Source organism: Streptomyces viridochromogenes DSM 40736, assembly GCF_000158955.1.
Taxonomy (GTDB): domain Bacteria; phylum Actinomycetota; class Actinomycetes; order Streptomycetales; family Streptomycetaceae; genus Streptomyces; species Streptomyces venetus.
In genome coordinates this window covers 4,423,325-4,443,663 of record NZ_GG657757.1, presented here as the reverse complement: position 1 = coordinate 4,443,663, position 20,339 = coordinate 4,423,325, and the positions used below count along the sequence as shown (strand labels likewise).

Below are 20,339 nucleotides of genomic sequence, written 5' to 3'. Positions count from 1 at the left end.
ACCCCTGACATCTGCCATGCAATAGACAGCGCTCTACCAACTGAGCTAAGGCCCCGGAAGAGGAACGCCAACCGGAGAATTCACGTCTCGGTGGGCGTCGGAGACCAGAGTACCGGGTCACCCCCGTGATTCCGCAAAAGGATTGGGGGTCCCCGTGACCGACCACTCTCCGTAAGATGCTCGGCGTGGTTCGCTACCGCGAACCGCCGTACTTGGGGAAGCGATGGGGAGACGCAATGGACGCCGCACAGCAGGAAGCCACCGCAAGAGCGCGGGAGCTGCAGCGGAACTGGTACGGGGAGCCGTTGGGGGCGCTCTTCCGTAGGCTGATCGACGATCTTGGGCTCAATCAGGCTCGTCTCGCGGGGGTTCTGGGACTGTCCGCGCCGATGCTGTCGCAGCTGATGAGCGGTCAGCGGGCGAAGATCGGCAACCCCGCTGTGGTGCAGCGGGTACAGCTGCTGCAGGACCTGGCGGGGCAGGTGGCGGACGGCAGCGTGAGCGCGGCCGAGGCCACGGAGCGCATGGAGGAGATCAAGAAGTCGCAGGGGGGTTCGGTGCTCAGCAACACCACGCAGACGACGAGCAGTTCGGGGGCGCCGACGGTCAAGCGCGTCGTCCGGGAGATCCAGTCGCTGCTCCGCTCGGTCGCGGCGGCGGGCGACATCATCGAGGCGGCGGACACGCTCGCCCCGACCCATCCGGAGCTGGCGGAGTTCCTCCGGGTGTACGGCGCCGGCCGCACGTCGGACGCGGTTTCGCACTACCAGTCCCACCAGAGCTGATCCCGCGGGCCGCCGGCCGAAGGGGGTTCGGCAGCGGGCTCGGGTGACGTGACGGGGGCACGGGGGTGCGGGGGGGGATGGACCGCTGCTACGGGGGACAGCGCGAGGCCTGGACGGCACAGGTGGACACGTGGGGGCGTGTTCCGCACGGGGGGCCGACCGGCGCGGGGGAATGCGTATCGCTCGTCGGGGGGAGCCGTATCGCCCGTCGGGGAGTCGTTTGGCTCGCCGAGGGGGAAGCAAGGGGGGAGACCACAGGGGGAGGAGCGACGTACAGCCATGGGTGAGGTGTTCGCCGGCCGGTACGAACTGGTCGACCCGATCGGACGCGGAGGGGTCGGCGCCGTCTGGCGCGCCTGGGATCATCGCCGCCGTCGCTACGTGGCCGCCAAGGTCCTGCTGCAGAGTGACGCGCACTCGCTGCTGCGTTTCGTGCGCGAACAGGCCTTGCGGATCGACCACCCTCATGTGCTCGCCCCCACCAGCTGGGCGGCCGACGACGACAAGGTCCTGTTCACGATGGACCTGGTCGCGGGTGGTTCCCTGGTGCACCTCGTCGGGGACTACGGTCCCCTCCCGCCGGCGTTCGTCTGCACGCTGCTCGACCAGCTGCTGTCGGGGCTGGCCGCGGTGCACGCGGAGGACGTCGTTCACCGTGACGTCAAACCCGCCAATGTGCTGCTGGAGCCGACCGGCACGGGGCGGCCTCGGCTGCGGCTGTCCGACTTCGGCATCGCGATGCGGCTGGGCGAGCCCCGGCTGACGGAGACGAACCTCGTGGTGGGGACGCCCGGTTATCTCGCGCCCGAGCAGATGATGGGCGCCGAGCCGGACTTCCCCGCCGATCTGTTCGCCGCGGGGCTGGTCGCGTTGTATCTGCTGGAGGGGGCCAAGCCGGACAGCAAGGCGCTCATCCAGTACTTCGCCGAGCATGGGACGCCTGGCGCGCCCAAGGGCATTCCGGAGCCGCTGTGGCAGGTGGTGGCCACGCTGCTGCAGCCGGACCCCCGGTTGCGGTTCCGTACGGCCACGGGGGCGCGCAAGGCGCTCGCCGCCGCCGCGGAGCTCCTTCCGGAGCCCGGTCCGGACGACGAATTGATCGAGATCTTCGACCAACTCGGCCCGCTTCCCCAGGGGTTCGCCCCGGAGGGCCCCTTGGAGAGAGCGCGGGGGCTCGGCCCGAGGGGGGAACCCGCCGGCGCGGGGACAGACGGGGGGAGACTCGGCCAGAGGCTCGACCACAGGGACCAGAGGGCCGATCCGCGGGCCGGTGAGGAGCAGCACCGCGAGGACGCCCAGGTGTCCTCAGGATCGACCCCGTCGCCCCGATCCTCCGACGGCACGGACGGCACCGGCGACGCCTGGTCCACCCCGAGTGCTCCCGCTCAGCCGCCCTCCATGTCGGACACCGGCAGTTTTCACCTGCCTCCTCCTCAGGCCACCGTCACCCCGTCCACCTCACCTGGTGGGCCGCGCCACACGCACCCGTTGCCCCCTTCCCAACCGCTCCCCCCGGCGTACCCGGGCCCCGCCGGCCCCACGAGTCACCTGAACCACCCGAGCCGGCCGCTGCCCCCTGCCGCCCAGCAGCCCACCGGCACTTCCACCGGTACTTCCACGGCCTCGTACACCGCCCAGTCCCCGCAGACCCCACCGCCGGGACAGGCGCCGTCCCGGCACCGAGCGCCACGGCGTCCTCGCCGCCCCGGTCCTTCGGCCCAGGTGGCGATCCCGCTCCTGCTGCTCGCCCTGGTCTGCTACGCCGTCGGCTTCTGGGCCCTGAGCCGTCTCTGAGCCGCGCAGCGGGCCCCGGCCCGTACGTCCAGCTATGCGGCGGCGCTCCTCCGTCTGGCCAGCACGGTCCACACCCCGAGCCCGACCAGCAGCGCGCTTCCGGTGCCGATCCCGCCCACGGCGAGGGCACGCATCGCGGTGTCGTCTCCTCCGGGCACGCCTTCGGCCGCCGCTTCCCGGTCCTGGTCCGAGACCTCGAAGGCGCCGTTCGGCACGGACTCCCCCGCGTACCCGGGCCCGTCCTGTGCCGCCCCGCTCACCCGCACGCGCAGGGTCATCGCGAAGGGCCCGTCGCCGAAGCTGTCGGCGACGCTCTCCGCGAGGTGTGCGACGAGGTAGTAGGAGCCCGCGAAGCGCATCGCGCCGATCTGTTCGGTGGCGGCGTTGCGGTTGGCGTGGTCGACCGGTGGCAGGGGAGGCAGGCTGCCGGACTTCTGGTCGCCGTCGTAGCCGACGCCCACGTCAGCGACACGGCCGCGTGCGGGGTTGTAGAGGTCCAGGTCCAGCGCGCCCGAGGTGTAGCCGGTGCCGCCGGAGTCCGAGCTGCCCAGCTCGGCGGTGACGTGGAGCTGCTGGCCCCAGTCGACGGGGACCTCGTAGAAGAGTGTCTGGCCGGGCCGGATGTCGTCCCGCCAGACGCCCTGGTCGAGGGGTGTCGCCCGGGAGAACCCGGCGCCGCCGCGGCGCCGCTCGGCCTCCCCTTGGAGGGGCTGGGGTGAGGCGGAGTTCCACGCCTCGGGCGCACTGGTCGGCCCGGCCTTCGCTGTGCGCGGCTCCGTCATGGCGAGGAGCTCCAGATCCCAGGCGCCGGGCGAGGAGCCCTCGCCGTCCGGGTCGACGCGTTCGACGGAGACGTAGTAGGTGCCGGCCTCCTGGCACAGCGGCCGGGTGGGCGAGATGTCGCGTCGGCCCCACGCCGCGATCGGGTGCGGGCTGCGGGCGGCCCCGAAGCTCTCGGTGTCGACGGAGCAGGGGGTGCCGTCGTCGTCCTGGAGGGACACCTTGAGCCCGTCGATGACGGAGACGGTGGTGCCGGGGGAGGGTACCGCGGTGACGGAGACGTAGGTGTTCGAGATGTCGTCGAGTTCGATGCGGTAGCTGACTTTGCCGCTGCTCGGGAGGGAGCTCTTGTAGGGCGTGCCGGGCTTCAGGGTCGCGGCGTCGGCGGTGCTTCTCGCTCCCTCGATGTTCTGGGCGCCGTCGGCGAAGGCGTACGGGCTCGGTGACACCGTCGTGCCGGAGTCCCGTGGGACGGCGAGGGCGGCCCGGCCCGGCGCCACGACGGCCGCCGTCCCCAGTACCAGCGCCACGGCTCCTATGCGCAGGGCCACCGGCGGACGGCCGTGCCACGCCCCCGCGCGCCGCCTCCGCGCCGTACGACACCGTCCCCTCACACGCCACCCCTCACCGTCGCCGGACCACGAACCGTGAAACCGTGGCCCATCCTGCCCCGCGGGCCGGGCTCACGACCGGCCCTCGACACACAAAACCCCGACCGCGTCGCGGCCGGGGTGTGCTCGTTATGGGTTGTCGTGACTCACGAACCCGTGGGCACGGAGTCAGTCGCCTCCGTCCACAGATCCTGCTCGGCGCGATCCGCCTGGATCTGGCGGTACACGAGGAGCCCGCCGATGGCGGCCAGTGCGACCAGGAGAAGCTTCTTCACCGCGCGACCTCGTCTTTCCTTGACGTAGGGGACCTCTGGCGCCCGACTATACACACCGACCGATACCGATCGGTGACCTGCGTCGGCCCTCAACTCCCGTCCGGGCAACCGGGGTAGAAGCGGAGGTCACCGCTCCGATCGGAGGGTGATCACACGCCGACGGAGGGTTACTTTGACCCTCCTTCTCCCCTCTCCTCACATCTTCGCCCCTCTTGCGCCTATTCGGGTGGTGTTCATCTGAACATCGCGACGCCACGGGCGTCGGTCCACCACTTCTCGCCCCACATACACATCATGAGGAAAGTACGCAAATCGCCCGACCCGAAAGTGAGGGGCCATGGCCCGGAACAAGGTCATGACGCTGTGGACCACCATCGTCACCGCCTTCGTCGCGCTGTTCACGGCGCTCGGATTCATCACGACGACCGCCGCGGCGGCCGTACCCCAGGCCGAGCAGAAGCGCAACAGCGAGCGCATCCCGCAGCAGCGGACGACATCGGCGTCTGCCAGGACCCATGCCAAGGCCCTGCCCCCCACGATGAAACAGCGCATCCGCGCCGAGGCCCACGGCAAGACCCCCCGCTGCCGCCACCGCCCCCTCACGGACCCGCCGTCCTCCCGCACCGCCGACTACTGCACCGACGACGACTCCGAAGCGGACTCTACGGCCGGCTACCTCGCTCCCCTGCAACGCTGAACCTCCGGCACATCCGCACGGCGATCCCGCGTACGGGCCCGGCAGCTCGCCAGAGCCGCCGGGCTTCCTCATGTTCCGCATGCGAAGACACAGAAACCCCCCAACTGCTACCGGTTGGTCCTTATCAGGTCGATCACGGCTGTCCGCTGACGCCGCTCACTCCACACCAGGCTTGTACGCGGTTGTTGGTGTCAGGTGCTGATGTCAGGCTTCTGCCCTGCCCTCGACACAGCACGGCCCGAGGGCAATCGGCTCTAGGTGGGGGCATCAGGTGGAGTGGGAGCTCGGGGCGGCCGGCCTTGCGGTCGGGATGCTGATAGCCGCGGTGACCGCGCCGGTCGGAGTGTCCGGGGCGGTGTTCCTGCTGCCGGTGCAGCTCAGCGTTTTCGCCGTGCCCAACCCGGCGGTGACGCCCACGAATCTGCTCTACAACGTGGTGGCGGGTCCTGGCGCCCTGCTGCGTTACCGACGCAATGGCGCGCTGAGAGGGCCGCTCGTGCGCCGTCTGGTGCTGGGCACCCTGCCCGGCGTGATCCTCGGAGCCGTCATCCGTGTGTTCGCCCTTCCGGGCCCGAACGTCTTCCGCCTCCTGGTCGCCGCCCTGATGCTGCCGCTCGGCATCTGGCTCATCGTTCGAACCCTCCACCCCGAGCCTCCGGAGTCTCGGCGCCCTGAACCTGCACCCCGGACGGTGACTGGTCTGGCACTCGCCGTCGGGGTCGTGGGTGGTGTCTACGGCATCGGCGGCGGCTCGATACTCGGCCCCGTCCTCGTCGGCCGCGGCGTCCCGGTCTCCCAGGTTGCCCCCGCTGCGCTTGCCTCCACCTTCGCCACCTCGCTGGTTGGCGCCTCCACCTACGCCCTACTGTCCCTGGCGCACAGCGGCAGCATCGCCCCTGACTGGTTCCTTGGCCTGGCATGCGGCCTGGGCGGCCTCATGGGCGGCTACCTCGGAGCCCACCTCCAGCCGCGGATGCCCGAGACCTTCCTCCGCCTGCTTCTGGGCGCCCTGGCCGCCGGACTCGGCGCGCTCTATGCGATCAACGCACTGCGCTGACCTACCTCCTCACCCCCCAGCGAGGCACCCGCGGGAACCCATTACACCGTCAGCCCGCGGCTCTGCCGTGAGCCTCCGACTGCGCCTGCGGCGGCACGGGGTGGCTGGACGGCGGCTTCTACGTCAAAGACCCCCAACCATGATCGGTTGGGGGTCTTCTCGCTGGTGGGGCTAACAGGATTTGAACCTGTGGCCTCATCCTTATCAGGGATGCGCTCTAACCAACTGAGCTATAGCCCCGCCGCGCTCTGCGGTGTGTCCCGCGCGCTGACTCCTGAAGATTAGCGCACGACATGGGCAGTCCCAAAATCGGTTGTCGGGACAACGACAGGAGACCGTCGGAGCAACGACAGGAGACCGTCGGGCGAGGTCGAAGTGACGTCACTCGTCCTCGGCGAGCGTCAGCTCCACACCGCCGACGAAGCCGGCGGAGAGGTTGTAGATGAACGCGCCGAGCGTCGCGAGGGCCGTCGCCAGGACGACGTCGATGACCGCGATGATCGACGTGAACATCAGGACGTTGGGCAGCGACAGGAAAGCCTGCAGGTCAAAGCCGTTGGACTCGTTCGAGCCGGTCGCCTCGGAGATCGTGCCGCCGACGGTCGAGAAGACGCCCATCGCGTCCATGACCATCCACAGCACCGCCGCCGCGACGATCGTGCAGATGCCCAGCGCGATGGAGAGCAGGAAACTGACCTTCATCACCGACCACGGGTCGGCCTTGGACACCCGCAGGCGGGCCTTGCGGACGCGGGGCGTGGTGCGCGCACCCGTGCGGGGACGCCGTACGGCTGCGGCGCCGGCACCGGCCGCCTGCTGCGCGGGGTAGGCCTGCGGCGGGTGGTACGGCCCGGCCTGCTGCTGGGCCTGCCGTTCGCCCGGCAGGGGGGAGGCCGCATGCCCGACGGCGCCCTGCTCCTGCGCGGGCGCCTTGGGCTGCGGCTGCGGCTGCGGCTGGGCGCCGGATGCGGCCGGGCCCGCCTCGGCGGTCTGCGGGCCTCGGGTGTCCGTCACAGTTCCCCCCTGGGATCCATGCGAGTCAGCTGAGGGCGAGTCCTTGGTCGGGGACGTGACCGCCTTCAGGTTGGTCGTGTGCGGGTCCGCCGCACGCGCGGCGGAGCCACGGCCGCCGCCGTCCTCGTCCGTACCCTTGGAGGTACCGGTCGGTCCGGCGCCCGTGGCTCCGCTCACGCTGACTCACTCCTCGTGCTACTCGGCCGAGGGCGCCTCGCCCTCGTCCGTGCCGGTGGTCGCGACACCCTCGGCGGTCTCGTCGACGACGATGTCGCCGTCGACCTCCTCCGCCTCGCGTCCCGCCTCGGCGTTGCGAGCGATACCCACGACGGCATCGCGCTTGCCCAGATTGATCAGTTGGACGCCCATGGTGTCACGGCCGGTTTCCCTGATCTCGTTGACTCGCGTACGAATCACACCGCCCGACAGCGTGATGGCGAGGATCTCGTCGGTCTCCTCGACCACCAGCGCGCCCACGAGGGAACCGCGGTCCTCGACGATCTTGGCGGCCTTGATGCCGAGGCCGCCGCGACCCTGGACGCGGTACTCGTCGACGTTGGTCCGCTTCGCGTACCCGCCGTCTGTGGCAGTGAACACGAACGTACCGGGTCGAACAACATTCATCGAGAGCAGCTCGTCGCCTTCGCGGAAGCTCATGCCCTTGACGCCCGAGGTGGCACGGCCCATGGGACGCAGGGTCTCGTCCGAGGCGGTGAACCTGATCGACTGTGCCTTCTTGCTGATCAGAAGCAGATCGTCGTCCGACGAAACCAGTTCGGCACCGATCAGTTCATCGTCCGAACCGTCCTCCATCGAGCGGAGGTTGATCGCGATCACACCGCCGGAACGGGGCGAATCGTAATCCTTCAGAGGCGTCTTCTTCACCAGTCCGGCCTTGGTGGCGAGGACGAGGTACGGAACCGCCTCGTAGTCGCGGATCGCCAGGATCTCCGCGATCGCCTCGTCGGGCTGGAAGGCGAGCAGGTTCGCGACGTGCTGACCGCGCGCGTCCCGGCCGGCGTCGGGCAGCTCGTAGCCCTTGACGCGGTAGACGCGGCCCTTGTTGGTGAAGAACAGCAGCCAGTGGTGCGTGGTGGACACGAAGAAGTGGTCGACGATGTCGTCTTCCTTGAGCTTCGTGCCGCGCACGCCCTTGCCGCCGCGCTTCTGGGCCCGGTAGTCGTCGGTCTTGGTGCGCTTGATGTAGCCGCCCCGGGTGACCGTGACGACGATGTCCTCCTCGGCGATCAGGTCCTCGATGGACATGTCGCCCTCGTACGGGATCAGCTTCGTCTGGCGGTCGTCGCCGTACTTCTCGACGATCGCGGCCAGTTCCTCGCTGACGATCCCCCGCTGGCGGACCGGGCTGGCCAGGATCTCGTTGTACTCGCTGATCTTCGCCTGGAGTTCGTCGTGCTCCTGGACGATCTTCTGGCGCTCCAGGGCGGCCAGACGGCGCAGCTGCATCTCGAGGATGGCGTTGGCCTGGATCTCGTCGATCTCCAGGAGGTCCATCAGGCCGTGCCGCGCGATCTCGACGGTGTCGCTGCGCCGGATCAGCGCGATGACCTCGTCGATGGCGTCCAGGGCCTTCAGCAGACCGCGCAGGATGTGCGCCCGCTCCTCGGCCTTGCGCAGCCGGAAGCGCGTACGGCGGACGATGACCTCGATCTGGTGCGTCACCCAGTGGCGGATGAACGCGTCGAGGGAGAGCGTGCGCGGCACGCCGTCCACCAGCGCCAGCATGTTGGCGCCGAAGTTCGTCTGCAGGTCGGTGTGCTTGTACAGGTTGTTCAGGACGACCTTGGCGACCGCGTCCCGCTTCAGCACGATGACCAGGCGCTGGCCCGTGCGCGACGAGGTCTCGTCACGGACGTCCGCGATGCCGCCGATCTTGCCGTCCTTCACCAGGTCGGCGATCTTCTGGGCGAGGTTGTCCGGGTTGACCTGGTACGGCAGTTCCGTGACCACCAGGCACTGGCGGTTCTGGATCTCCTCGACCTCGATGACCGCGCGCATCGTGATGGAGCCGCGGCCGGTGCGGTACGCCTCCTCGATGCCCTTGCGGCCGACGACGAGCGCGCCGGTCGGGAAGTCGGGGCCCTTGATGCGCTCGATCAGCGCGTCCAGGAGCTCCTCGTGCGAGGCCTCCGGGTTCTCCAGGTACCACTGGGCACCGGAGGCGACCTCGCGCAGGTTGTGCGGCGGGATGTTGGTCGCCCATGCCGACCGCGATACCGGCCGAGCCGTTGATCAGCAGGTTCGGGAAGCGGGCCGGCAGGACGGTCGGCTCCTGGGAGCGGCCGTCGTAGTTGTCCGTGAAGTCGACGGTCTCCTCGTCGATGTCGCGGACCATCTCCATCGACAGCGGCGCCATCTTGCACTCGGTGTAGCGCATGGCCGCAGCCGGGTCGTTGCCCGGAGAGCCGAAGTTGCCGTTGGAGTCGACGAGCGGCATGCGCATCGACCAGGACTGGGCGAGGCGCACGAGGGCGTCGTAGATCGAGGAGTCGCCGTGCGGGTGGTAGTTGCCCATGACGTCGCCGACGACGCGGGCGCACTTGTAGAAGCCGCGCTCGGGGCGGTAGCCGCCGTCGTACATGGCGTACAGCACGCGGCGGTGGACGGGCTTGAGGCCGTCCCGCACGTCGGGCAGGGCACGCGAGACGATGACGGACATCGCGTAGTCGAGGTACGAGCGCTGCATCTCCGTCTCGAGCCCGACGGGCTCGACGCGCATGGCCAAGGCGTCACCCTCGGGCGTCGTGACGGGAGTGTTCTCGTCGGTCATTGCTGGTGAAGGTCCTTCCTGGTGCGGTCAGCTGAGACCGACTCAGATGTCGAGGAAGCGGACGTCCTTGGCGTTGCGCTGGATGAACGCGCGGCGGGCCTCGACGTCCTCGCCCATGAGGACCGAGAACAGGTCGTCGGCCTGGGCGGCGTCGTCGAGGGTGACCTGGCCGAGGACGCGGTGCTCCTGGTCCATGGTCGTGATGCGCAGCTCCTCGGCGTTCATCTCGCCGAGACCCTTGAAGCGCTGCACCGAGTCGTCCTTGATGCGCTTGCCGGCGTTGCGGCCCATCTCGATCAGGGCGTCGCGCTCGCGGTCGGAGTACGCGTACTCGAAGTCGTCCTTGCCCCACTTGATCTTGTAGAGCGGCGGACGGGAGAGGTACACGTGCCCGGCCTCGACCAGCGGCCGCATGAAGCGGAACAGGAAGGTCAGCAGCAGGGTGTTGATGTGCTGGCCGTCGACGTCGGCGTCCGCCATCAGGATGATCTTGTGATAGCGGAGCTTCTCGATGTCGAAGTCCTCGTGGACCCCGGTGCCGAAGGCGGAGATCAGCGCCTGGATCTCCTGGTTCTGCAGGATCTTGTCGATCCGCGCCTTCTCCACGTTGAGGATCTTGCCGCGGATCGGAAGGATCGCCTGGTACTGCGGGTTGCGGCCGGACTTGGCCGAGCCACCGGCGGAGTCACCCTCGACGATGAAGATCTCGCACTTGTCCGGGTCGTTCGACTGGCAGTCGGAGAGCTTGCCCGGCAGGGACGCGGTCTCCAGCAGGCCCTTGCGACGGGTGAGGTCACGGGCCTTGCGGGCCGCCACACGCGCGGTGGCAGCCTGGATGCCCTTGCGGATGATGTCCACGGCCTCGTTGGGGTTGCGGTCCAGCCAGTCCGCGAGGTGCTCGTAGACGACCTTCTGGACGAAGGTCTTGGCCTCGGTGTTGCCCAGCTTGGTCTTGGTCTGGCCCTCGAACTGGGGCTCGCTCAGCTTGACCGAGATGATCGCGGTCAGACCCTCGCGGATGTCGTCGCCCGTGAGGTTGTCGTCCTTCTCGCGCAGCAGCCTCTTGTCGCGCGCGTACTTGTTGATCAGCGAGGTGAGCGCGGCCCGGAAGCCCTCTTCGTGCGTACCGCCCTCGTGGGTGTGGATGATGTTCGCGAAGGAGTACACGCCCTCGGTGTAGCCGCCGTTCCACTGCATGGCGATCTCGAGGGACAGGTGCTTGTCCCTGTCCTCGGCCTCCAGGTCGATGACGGTGGGGTGCACCGCCTCGCCCTTGCGGGAGTTGAGGTACTTCACGAAGTCGACGATGCCGCCCTCGTAGTGGTACGTGACGGCCTTGACCTCGGCCTTCTCGTCCGCCCCGGCCTCGTCGGCACCGGTCACGGCCTTCGCCGACTCGCGCTCGTCAGTGAGTTTGATCGTCAAACCCTTGTTGAGGAACGCCATCTCCTGGAAGCGCCGCGAGAGCGTCTCGAAGGAGTAGTCGGTGGTCTCGAAGATGTCGCCGTCGGCCCAGAAGGTGACCGAGGTGCCGGTCTCCTCGGTGGCCTCGTGCTTGGCCAGCGGGGCCGTCGGGACGCCCATCTTGTATTCCTGCGTCCAGCGGTAACCGTCGGTCTTGACCTCGACGGAGACCTTGCTGGACAGGGCGTTCACGACCGAGACGCCGACGCCGTGCAGACCACCGGAGACCGCGTAGCCGCCGCCGCCGAACTTGCCGCCCGCGTGCAGCACGGTCAGCACGACCTCGACGGCCGGCTTGCCCTCGGACGGGACGATGCCCACCGGGATGCCACGGCCGTTGTCGACGACCCGGACGCCGCCGTCGGCGAGGATCGTCACGTCGATGGTGTCCGCGTGGCCGGCCAGCGCCTCGTCGACCGAGTTGTCGACGACCTCGTACACGAGGTGGTGCAGCCCTCGCTCACCGGTCGAGCCGATGTACATGCCGGGTCGCTTGCGGACCGCGTCCAGACCCTCGAGGACTGTGATGGCACTGGCGTCGTACGAAGCAGTGGCTGAGGCCTCGGCGACTCCGGCCATGGCCTCGACGGACGGATTGTTCTCGTTGGGGTTGCCGGAATCGGCCACGAAGCGCCCTTTCTGGCACAGCACGAGCCAGGCTCGTCGGCGGGTTGCCGGAGCGGCTGCGGCATGTTGCGTTGGTAAGCCTTGATCAGCGTTGCTCAGCTTTTCCCGGACGGTCCCCAGCGAGTGGGGCGGGATTGCTCCCAGTCTACCGGTAGCACCGACACTGATGGGGGTTTGCCGGTACCTGAGTCCGCATGTGCCGCCCTCAACCGGTCTTCCCCGACTCCCGATATGCGGATGGGGGCTCCAAGAGGCTCACGGAGCCACTCAGCGCTTCCGGCCGTCAACCCTTGGCTACTTCGGAGTCAGGTCGCGATTCGCAACCGCGTGCGGTGGCATGACGGGAGGCTCCAGCCAGTCGCCACGGGCCGGAGAGACGTGACGTAAGTCACCTGTAGGAGTCGCCGGGACCACTGCTTCCCGGGGCCCGCAGCGGCCCCCAGCGGCGGGCCGGGCCACCAGGGCCCAGGACCTTGATCTGCCGCACGGTGCCGTGCCCCAGGTCCTCGTTGAGGCGCGCGACCAGGCTGGGAGCCAGACGGCGCACCTCGGTCGCCCAGACCGGAGACTCGCACTGCACGATCAGGACCCGCTCGTCCTCGTCGTACCTCTGAGGAGTGCAGTGATCGGCGAGCTTCTCACCGACGATCTGCGGCCAGCGGCCCATCACACCGCCCACCGCCGCCGGCGCCTCCCAGCCGCGCTCGGTGATCAGCCGGTTGATCGCGGAGCCGAGCGCCATGGGATCGCGGCCGTCGGCCCGCGCACCGGAGCGCAGCCCGCCACGGCGTGCCTGCTTCTTCTGCTGCGCCGCGTCCCCACGCGCGCGTGCGGCCTCCTTGGCGGCGCGGAGCGCCACGCGCGCGAGGTCGACGCCGGAGGGCTCGGGGGTGTTCTCGGGGGTGTTCTTCGGCTCCTCTGCGCTCATACGCGCTCCACCGCCCCCTCGGACACCGCGTAACGCGCCCCCGACAGCACATGCGGCACGTCGTCGTCGACGGCGGCCGTCACCAGGACCTGCTCACCGGGCGCGACCAACTCGGCGAGGCGCTCACGGCGGCGGGTGTCCAACTCGGCGAAGACGTCGTCGAGTACCAGCACCGGCTCGTTGCCCTCGGCGCGCAACAGGTCGTACGAGGCCAGGCGCAGCGCCAGGGCGTAGGACCAGGACTCACCGTGCGAGGCATACCCCTTCGCGGGCAACTGGCCGAGCTTGAGCTGGAGGTCGTCCCGGTGCGGGCCGACCAGCGTGACGCCCCGCTCGATCTCCTGCTTGCGGGACTCGGCGAGCGCGGCCGTCAACTGCTCGTAGAGGTCCTCGCGCGTGTGCGCCTCACCCGGCGCGGACGGCTTGTACTCCAGGGCGACCGGGCCGCCCCCGGGAGCCAGTTGCTCATAGGCCTTGTCGGCCAGCGGCTGGATCGTGGCGATCAGATCAAGCCGCTGGGCGAGCAGTTCGGCACCCGCGCGCGCGAGGTGCTGGTCCCACACGTCGAGGGTGGACATGTCCATGGAGCGGCCACCGTGCCGACGGGCCAGCGCGGCCGACTTCAACAGGGTGTTGCGCTGCTTGAGGACCCGGTCGTAGTCGGAACGGACCCCGGCCATACGCGGCGAACGGGCGGTGATCAGCTCGTCCAGGAAGCGCCGCCGCTCACCCGGGTCCCCCTTCACCAGGGCGAGATCCTCCGGAGCGAACAGCACGGTCCGTACGATCCCCAGCACATCACGCGGTCTGACCTGCGAGGACCTGTTGATACGGGCCCGGTTGGCGCGCCCCGGGTTCAGCTCCAGCTCGACCAGCTGCTGCCGGTCGCCCTGCCGGACCTGCGCCCGGATGATCGCGCGCTCGGCGCCCATGCGGACCAGGGGGGCGTCGGAGGAGACCCGGTGACTGCCCAGGGTGGCGAGATAGCCGACGGCCTCGACCAGGTTGGTCTTCCCCTGCCCGTTCGGCCCGACGAAGGCCGTCACCCCCGGGTCCAGCGGGACCTCGACCCGGGGATAGGAGCGGAAGTCGGCCAGCGACAGATGCGTGACGTGCATGGTCGTTTCGCCGACCTCCCAGGTCCTCGGGTGTTGCTTACTTCGTCTCGACCGCGTGGCCGCCGAACTGGTTCCGCAGCGCCGCGATCATCTTCATCTGGGGCGAGTCCTCCTGCCGGGAGGCGAACCGCGCGAACAGCGACGCGGTGATCGCCGGCAGCGGCACCGCGTGGTCGATCGCGGCTTCCACAGTCCAGCGTCCCTCACCGGAGTCCTGTGCAAAACCCCGGAGCTTGTCCAGGTGCTCGTCCTCGTCGAGCGCGTTGACCGCGAGGTCCAGCAGCCAGGAGCGGATGACCGTGCCCTCCTGCCAGGAGCGGAAGACCTCCCGGACGTCGGTCACCGAGTCGACCTTCTCCAGGAGCTCCCAGCCCTCGGCGTAGGCCTGCATCATCGCGTACTCGATGCCGTTGTGGACCATCTTCGCGAAGTGGCCCGCGCCGACCTTGCCGGCGTGCACCGCGCCGAAGTCACCCTCCGGCTTGAGGGCGTCGAAGACCGGCTGCACCTTGGCGACGTTCTCCCTGTCGCCGCCGTACATCAGCGCATAGCCGTTCTCCAGGCCCCAGACGCCGCCGGAGACACCGCAGTCGACGAAACCGATGCCCTTGGCCGCCAGCTCCGCGGCGTGCTTTTCGTCGTCCGTCCAGCGGGAGTTGCCGCCGTCCACGACGACGTCGCCCGGCTCCAGCAGCTCGGCGAGCTCGTCGATGGTGGACTGCGTGGCCTCGCCTGCCGGGACCATCACCCAGACCACGCGCGGGCCGCTGAGCTTGCCCACAAGCTCTTCCAGGCTGTGGACGTCGGCGAGGTCCGGGTTGCGGTCGTATCCCAGGACGGTGTGGCCCGCGCGGCGTATCCGCTCGCGCATGTTGCCGCCCATCTTGCCGAGGCCGACGAGACCGAGCTCCATCAGTTGTGTTCCTTAGGTGTACAGGTGTCCGACGTGGCGTTGCGGCACTTTCGTGCCGCGTCCGAGCCTAAACCCGGACGCTCGCGCACATCTGTGGGCATACGCGCTCAGTCGTAGGCCCTCACCTGCGGGTTCGCCCCCAGCCTGTGGACAACCGACGGCGGCCCTCGAAAGGCTCAGCCGCTGAGGCGCACCGGCATGATCAGGTACTTGTAGGCCTCGTCCGCCTCGGCGTCCAGCGCCGGCTTGCCGCTGAGCAGCGCCGGCTTCGTGGACGTCGTGAAGGACAGCTGGGCCACCGGGGAGTCGATGGCGCTCAGGCCGTCCAGCAGGAACGTCGGGTTGAAGGCGATCGAGATGTCGTCGCCGTCGAGCTGCGCGTCAACCCTCTCCACAGCCTGTGCGTCGTCGCTGGAGCCGGCCTCCAGGATGAGCACGCCCTGCTCGAAGCTGAGCCGCACCGGGGTGTTGCGCTCGGCGACCAGGGCCACGCGCTTGACGGCCTCCACGAAGGGGGCGGTCTCGATGACGGCGACGCTGTTGAACTCCGTCGGGAACAGCGTGCGGTACTTCGGGAGGTCACCCTCCAGCAGGCGGGTCGTCGTACGGCGGCCGGCGCCCTCGAAGCCGATCAGGCCCTCGCCCGAGCCGGAGCCGGACAGCGCCAGGGTCACCTGGTCGCCGCTCGTCAGGGCCTTGGCGGTGTCCAGGAGCGTCTTGGCGGGCACCAGGGCGACCGCGGAGGCCTCCGGGTTCTCCGGCTTCCACAGGAACTCGCGGACCGCGAAGCGGTAGCGGTCGGTGGACGCCAGCGTGACGGTGTCGCCCTCGATCTCGATGCGCACGCCCGTGAGGACCGGCAGCGTGTCGTCACGGCCGGCCGCGATGGCCACCTGGGCGGCCGCGGAGGCGAAGACCTCACCGGGGACCGTGCCCGTGGCGTTCGGCATCTGCGGCAGGGCCGGGTACTCCTCCACAGGCAGTGTGTGGAGGGTGAAGCGGGAGGAGCCGCAGACCACGGTCGCCCGTACACCGTCTGTGGAGATCTCCACCGGACGGTTGGGGAGGGCGCGGCAGATGTCGGCGAGCAGCCGGCCGGAGACCAGGACCGTGCCCTCCTCGTCGACCTCGGCCTCCACGGACACCCGTGCGGAGACCTCGTAGTCGAAGCTGGACAGGCTCAGCTGACCGTCCTCGGCCTTCAGCAGCAGGCCGGCGAGGACAGGCGCCGGCGGACGGGCCGGGAGGCTGCGAGCCGCCCAGGCCACTGCCTCCGCGAGTACGTCGCGTTCCACCCGGATCTTCACTGTTGCCGCCTCCTGCTGTTGCCGGCGCTTCTCGCTCTGCCTGGCCCTCGTCGTCTGTCTCGGTGTCGACGGCCCCTGTGAGGGGGAGGACACCGGGGACCAGTCTGACGCACCGCACTGACAGTAGGTGCCTCTCGGGGTCAAGTCGTGACGAGGGGCGGTCGGGCACCGGAGAGCGAGTTGTGCACAGGACCCGCTTCGAAACGAATTCCCAGCTCTCTCTAGTTGGGAGTAGTAGTAGGGCCTGTGGATACCGTGGATAACCACGTTTGCCCAGCTCAGAGCGGAAATTTTGTCCACCGGGCCTGTGGGTGACGGCGGTGGACAACCTGGGGTCTCTGTGGAGAACAGAAAGTTCTGCACACCCCGTGCACAGGGGGAGGCGAGTTCTCCCCAGCGCCGTCCCCAGCTTTACCCAGCTTTCCCACAGCCCAACCCGGCACCTTTGTGTGACGCCTTTCACTCGACCCGGTGAGGAGGCGCGTCGCGTTGCCGAACAGTGGACAGCCATGTGGAGAAGCTGGGGATCGCTGGGGACAACCGACCCCAGCCTGTGGGTTGCCGGTGGACAACTCGATGCACAGCCTGTGGATCAGCTCTTCGTCCACAGCCTGTGGAGAGTCTTCGTCCACGAATCCACACCCCGGTGACCTGGTCTGATGGTCCTTCAACAACGCTGCCTGTGGACACAGTCTGGACAACTTCCCGGTCCCCAGGATGTGGACGGGAAAAAGTCACCGAATCTGTGGAGAGTGGCCGTAACCCCGCAGTTAATCGAACAGTCGGCATCCGCGACATGACGAAGGGCGCCCCCGGAGGAGGTCTCCGGGGGCGCCCTCAGCCGTCCGCTGCGGTGGCCGTCAGCCGTTCTTGATGCGGTTGGTCAGCTCGGTGACCTGGTTGTAGATGGAGCGGCGCTCGGCCATCAGATTGCGGATCTTGCGGTCCGCGTGCATGACCGTCGTGTGGTCCCGGCCGCCGAACAGCGCGCCGATCTTCGGCAGCGACAGGTCCGTGAGCTCACGGCACAGGTACATGGCGATCTGCCGGGCCGTGACGAGCTGACGGCCGCGCGAGCTGCCGCACAGGTCCTCCACCGTGAGACCGAAGTAGTCGGCGGTCGCGCTCATGATGGCCGTCGAGGTGATCTCCGGCGTCGCGTCGTCGCCGCCGGGGATCAGGTCCTTCAGGACGATCTCCGTCAGGCCCAGGTCCACCGGCTGCCGGTTGAGGGAGGCGAACGCCGTGACGCGGATCAGCGCGCCCTCCAGCTCGCGGATGTTGCGCGAGATCCGGGACGCGATGAACTCCAGCACCTCCGGCGGGGCGTTCAGCTGCTCCTGCACCGCCTTCTTGCGGAGGATCGCGATGCGGGTCTCCAGCTCCGGCGGCTGGACGTCGGTGATCAGACCCCACTCGAAACGGTTCCGCAGCCGGTCCTCCAGCGTGACCAGCTGCTTGGGCGGCCGGTCGCTGGAGAGCACGATCTGCTTGTTGGCGTTGTGGAGCGTGTTGAAGGTGTGGAAGAACTCCTCCTGCGTCGACTCCTTGTCCGCCAGGAACTGGATGTCGTCGACGAGCAGGATGTCCATCTCGCGGTACCGCTTGCGGAAGCTGTCGCCCTTGCCGTCGCGGATGGAGTTGATGAACTCGTTGGTGAACTCCTCCGAGCTCACGTAGCGCACGCGGGTGCCCGGGTAGAGGCTGCGCGCGTAGTGCCCGATCGCGTGCAGCAGGTGCGTCTTGCCGAGTCCGGACTCCCCGTAGATGAACAAGGGGTTGTACGCCTTCGCCGGTGCCTCGGCGACGGCGACCGCGGCCGCGTGCGCGAAGCGGTTGGAGGCGCCGATGACGAAGGTGTCGAAGAGGTACTTCGGGTTCAGCCGCGCGGTGGGCTCACCCGGGCCGGTCGCCGGCGCGGGCTGCGCCGCCAGCGGGCCGGGCGCTCCGGTGGTGGGCAGGTTCGGTCCGACGGGGCCGCCGCGGTGCACGTGCCCCGAGCCGGGCGGCGGCTCGGGCAGCTCCCGGCGGACGGGGTCGCGCTGGTCGTACTCGGCGCGAGGCGGCTCGTAGGAGGGGCGCTCCATGGACTGCGGGCGGTAGTCCTGGGAGGGGGAGCCGTAGGAGTCCTGGCCGGACGAGCCGTAAGAGTCCTGCGTTCCGCGGGGTCCGTACGAGTCCTGGGAGCCGTGGGATCCGTGAGATCCGTGGGATCCGTATGAGTCCTGGGGGGAGCCGTACGCGTCAGGAGAGCCGTAGGTGTCCTGGTTCGGTGACGCGTACGGGTCACGTTCGGGGAAGCCGAGGCGCTGCTGCTGCCAGCCGTACTCGTCCTGCGTGGGCCGCGGCCAGGAGCCGGGCTCGGGGCGCTGGTACTCGGACGGGTAGGCGGGACGGGCGGTGGGCAGTTGATCTCCGCGCGTAGGCGGGTGCTGGTCGCCGGCCGTGCCCGGCAATGGGTCGGCGCGGTGGCGGCCGTACCCCTCGTATCCGTCGCGTTCCTGGCGCTCGTAACCGTCGCGTTCCTGCCGCGCGGCCGGAAGCTCGGGTTCCTCGTAGCGCGGCTGCGGCCGGGCCGGGGGCGCCGGGGTGGCCGGGGGCTCGCCCGCGGAGTCGTCGACGGTGATCGCGATCCGGATGGGGCGGCCGCACTCACGGCTCAGCGTCTCGCTGACGATCGGCGCCAGGCGTCCCTCGAGTACGCCCTTGGCGAATTCGTTCGGTACGGCGAGCAGGGCGGTGTCCGCGACCAGCGCCAGCGGCTGGCAGCGCCGGATCCAGTGCTCGTCCTTCGTCTCGACACCCTGGCCGCGACCTTCTCCGAGGAGTTGCTCCAGTACGCGTGGCCACACTGCGGCAAGATCGGCAGGTACGTCAGCCACAGGGCACGCTCTCTCACAGGTCCCACGAACGTGTGGTTCTGGGACGGGTCGGGATGTCATCCGGGTGGCGGGAGCAAACCCGCTGGGGCAGGGACAAGGGATCGGATCGGAGTTCCGTCACGGTAGTCAGGGCGGCCGGTACGGTTCAAGTTGTTGTCCCCAGCCTGTGGACAAGTGTCTCCCGGCGACTCCTGGTTTGACCGGATGGCGTAGCCGCGCGTACCGTAACCAGGTCGAGTTGTCGATGGCTGCTGCCGCCTGCCTCCGATGGGCACAGATCATTTGGGTGATCGGTCAGCGGTGCACTCGGGCGTAACTGCGAGCTACTCGTGGGCGCACGGTGACAGCCAGGACGGCACCCCGCAACTACCGATTTCTTCTGGAGCCCCCGAGTGAGCAAGCGCACCTTCCAGCCGAACAACCGTCGTCGCGCGAAGACCCACGGCTTCCGCCTGCGGATGCGCACCCGTGCCGGCCGCGCGATTCTCGCGAACCGCCGTAGCAAGGGTCGCGCCAGCCTGTCCGCCTGATCCCGATCAGGTCATGACGTCGTGCTGCCTACCGAGCATCGGCTGAGGCGGCGCGAGGACTTCGCGACCGCGGTACGACGAGGACGTCGGGCAGGACGCCCGCTCCTCGTCGTCCACCTTCGAAGCGGTGCCACGGACCCGCATGTGCCTGGGGAGAGCGCTCCCCCGACGCGTGCGGGTTTCGTCGTGAGCAAGGCGGTGGGCGGCGCGGTCGTACGCAACAAAGTCAAGCGTCGGCTTCGCCACCTGATGCGCGAGCGAGTCGCCCAGCTGCCCCCCGGTAGCCTGGTAGTCGTACGAGCGCTGCCCGGATCGGGCGACGCCGACCACGCACAGCTGGCCCGAGACCTGGATGCCGCTCTCCAGCGGTTGCTGGGAGGGGGCGCGCGATGAAGTACCCGCTACTGGCTCTGATCAAGCTCTACCAGTGGACGATCAGTCCGCTGCTGGGGCCGGTCTGCAAGTACTACCCGTCGTGTTCCCACTACGGCTACACGGCCATCGACCGGCACGGTGCCATCAAGGGAACGGCACTCACGGCCTGGCGCATCCTGCGGTGCAATCCGTGGTCGCTGGGTGGTGTGGACCATGTCCCGCCGCGTAAGCGCCCGCGGTGGCACGAAATGCTGCGTAACGCGTGGCGTGCACGCAAGGGCGGGCCCTCCGCCGCCGAACCGGCCATCGAGGGACAGGCTTCTCCCACAAGTCAGTCCAGTCCTTCGAGCCCGGCCGCAGAGACACCGTCCCATGCCCAAGGAGCATGATT

Annotated in this window: 16 protein-coding genes, 1 tRNA gene and 1 pseudogene; 7 read left to right on the top strand and 11 right to left on the bottom strand. The window is 69.1% G+C overall.

The genetic code is table 11. The features are described 5' to 3' along the window. Positions 1-236: 236 nt before the first annotated feature. Both SSQG_RS19505 and SSQG_RS19500 read left to right on the top strand, forming a co-directional pair. Positions 237-785 carry a helix-turn-helix domain-containing protein gene (locus tag SSQG_RS19505; RefSeq protein WP_003991528.1) on the top strand — a complete coding sequence of 183 codons (549 nt, stop codon included), beginning with the start codon at positions 237-239 and terminating at the stop codon, positions 783-785. A gap of 279 nt (positions 786-1,064) precedes the next feature. Beyond that, the gene (locus tag SSQG_RS19500; RefSeq protein WP_003991527.1) at positions 1,065-2,579 is read left to right on the top strand and encodes a serine/threonine-protein kinase; all 1,515 of its coding nucleotides are present in this window, start codon (positions 1,065-1,067) and stop codon (positions 2,577-2,579) included. A 32-nt stretch (positions 2,580-2,611) separates the two neighbouring features. Here SSQG_RS19500 and SSQG_RS19495 read toward each other — a convergent pair whose 3' ends face one another. Beyond that, on the bottom strand, positions 2,612-3,973 hold the full coding sequence (locus tag SSQG_RS19495; protein WP_003991526.1) for a hypothetical protein: 1,362 nt from the start codon (positions 3,971-3,973) through the stop codon (positions 2,612-2,614). 143 nt (positions 3,974-4,116) lie between these two features. Further along, complete coding sequence (locus SSQG_RS42165; RefSeq protein WP_003999697.1) at positions 4,117-4,245, bottom strand: DLW-39 family protein; 129 nt, start codon at positions 4,243-4,245, stop codon at positions 4,117-4,119. A 337-nt stretch (positions 4,246-4,582) separates the two neighbouring features. Here SSQG_RS42165 and SSQG_RS19490 point away from each other — a divergent pair, with 337 nt between their 5' ends. Both SSQG_RS19490 and SSQG_RS19485 read left to right on the top strand, forming a co-directional pair. Next, the gene (locus tag SSQG_RS19490) at positions 4,583-4,942 is read left to right on the top strand and encodes a DUF6344 domain-containing protein (protein WP_003991524.1); all 360 of its coding nucleotides are present in this window, start codon (positions 4,583-4,585) and stop codon (positions 4,940-4,942) included. A gap of 271 nt (positions 4,943-5,213) precedes the next feature. Then, positions 5,214-5,999 carry a sulfite exporter TauE/SafE family protein gene (locus SSQG_RS19485; protein WP_003991523.1) on the top strand — a complete coding sequence of 262 codons (786 nt, stop codon included), beginning with the start codon at positions 5,214-5,216 and terminating at the stop codon, positions 5,997-5,999. A 163-nt stretch (positions 6,000-6,162) separates the two neighbouring features. On the opposite strand, the gene SSQG_RS19480 is transcribed toward SSQG_RS19485, so the two are convergent. The 9 genes and pseudogenes from SSQG_RS19480 to dnaA form a co-directional block, all read right to left on the bottom strand. Beyond that, positions 6,163-6,239, bottom strand: a tRNA-Ile gene (locus tag SSQG_RS19480). A gap of 141 nt (positions 6,240-6,380) precedes the next feature. Further along, complete coding sequence (locus SSQG_RS19475; RefSeq protein WP_039933147.1) at positions 6,381-7,190, bottom strand: DUF3566 domain-containing protein; 810 nt, start codon at positions 7,188-7,190, stop codon at positions 6,381-6,383. Positions 7,191-7,208: 18 nt separating this feature from the next. After that, positions 7,209-9,804, bottom strand: a pseudogene (gyrA, locus tag SSQG_RS19470) (DNA gyrase subunit A). 42 nt (positions 9,805-9,846) lie between these two features. Beyond that, positions 9,847-11,895 carry a DNA topoisomerase (ATP-hydrolyzing) subunit B gene (gene gyrB, locus SSQG_RS19465; RefSeq protein ID WP_052310464.1) on the bottom strand — a complete coding sequence of 683 codons (2,049 nt, stop codon included), beginning with the start codon at positions 11,893-11,895 and terminating at the stop codon, positions 9,847-9,849. A 388-nt stretch (positions 11,896-12,283) separates the two neighbouring features. Further along, positions 12,284-12,823: a DUF721 domain-containing protein gene (locus SSQG_RS19460; RefSeq protein ID WP_003991518.1), complete on the bottom strand. Its 540-nt coding sequence runs from the start codon at positions 12,821-12,823 to the stop codon at positions 12,284-12,286. Then, positions 12,820-13,941 carry a DNA replication/repair protein RecF gene (recF, locus tag SSQG_RS19455; protein ID WP_003991517.1) on the bottom strand — a complete coding sequence of 374 codons (1,122 nt, stop codon included), beginning with the start codon at positions 13,939-13,941 and terminating at the stop codon, positions 12,820-12,822. The genes SSQG_RS19460 and recF overlap by 4 nt, the downstream gene beginning before the upstream one ends. A gap of 37 nt (positions 13,942-13,978) precedes the next feature. Further along, on the bottom strand, positions 13,979-14,854 hold the full coding sequence (gnd, locus tag SSQG_RS19450; RefSeq protein WP_003991516.1) for a phosphogluconate dehydrogenase (NAD(+)-dependent, decarboxylating): 876 nt from the start codon (positions 14,852-14,854) through the stop codon (positions 13,979-13,981). Positions 14,855-15,030: 176 nt separating this feature from the next. Next, entirely contained in the window at positions 15,031-16,161 is a 1,131-nt protein-coding gene (gene dnaN / locus SSQG_RS19445) for a DNA polymerase III subunit beta (RefSeq protein WP_003991515.1), read from the bottom strand. A gap of 860 nt (positions 16,162-17,021) precedes the next feature. Continuing rightward, positions 17,022-19,043 carry a chromosomal replication initiator protein DnaA gene (dnaA, locus tag SSQG_RS19440; protein WP_078506877.1) on the bottom strand — a complete coding sequence of 674 codons (2,022 nt, stop codon included), beginning with the start codon at positions 19,041-19,043 and terminating at the stop codon, positions 17,022-17,024. Between the two features lie 392 nt (positions 19,044-19,435). Between dnaA and rpmH the strand changes: the two genes are divergently transcribed. From rpmH to yidD, 3 genes are read left to right on the top strand one after another with little or no spacing between them, the layout of a single operon-like run. Next, the gene (gene rpmH / locus SSQG_RS19435) at positions 19,436-19,573 is read left to right on the top strand and encodes a 50S ribosomal protein L34 (protein ID WP_005482975.1); all 138 of its coding nucleotides are present in this window, start codon (positions 19,436-19,438) and stop codon (positions 19,571-19,573) included. A 21-nt stretch (positions 19,574-19,594) separates the two neighbouring features. After that, positions 19,595-19,966 carry a ribonuclease P protein component gene (rnpA, locus tag SSQG_RS39315; RefSeq protein WP_003991512.1) on the top strand — a complete coding sequence of 124 codons (372 nt, stop codon included), beginning with the start codon at positions 19,595-19,597 and terminating at the stop codon, positions 19,964-19,966. Continuing rightward, on the top strand, positions 19,963-20,337 hold the full coding sequence (yidD, locus tag SSQG_RS39310) for a membrane protein insertion efficiency factor YidD (RefSeq protein WP_003991511.1): 375 nt from the start codon (positions 19,963-19,965) through the stop codon (positions 20,335-20,337). The genes rnpA and yidD overlap by 4 nt, the downstream gene beginning before the upstream one ends. The last annotated feature ends 2 nt before the right edge of the window (positions 20,338-20,339 follow it).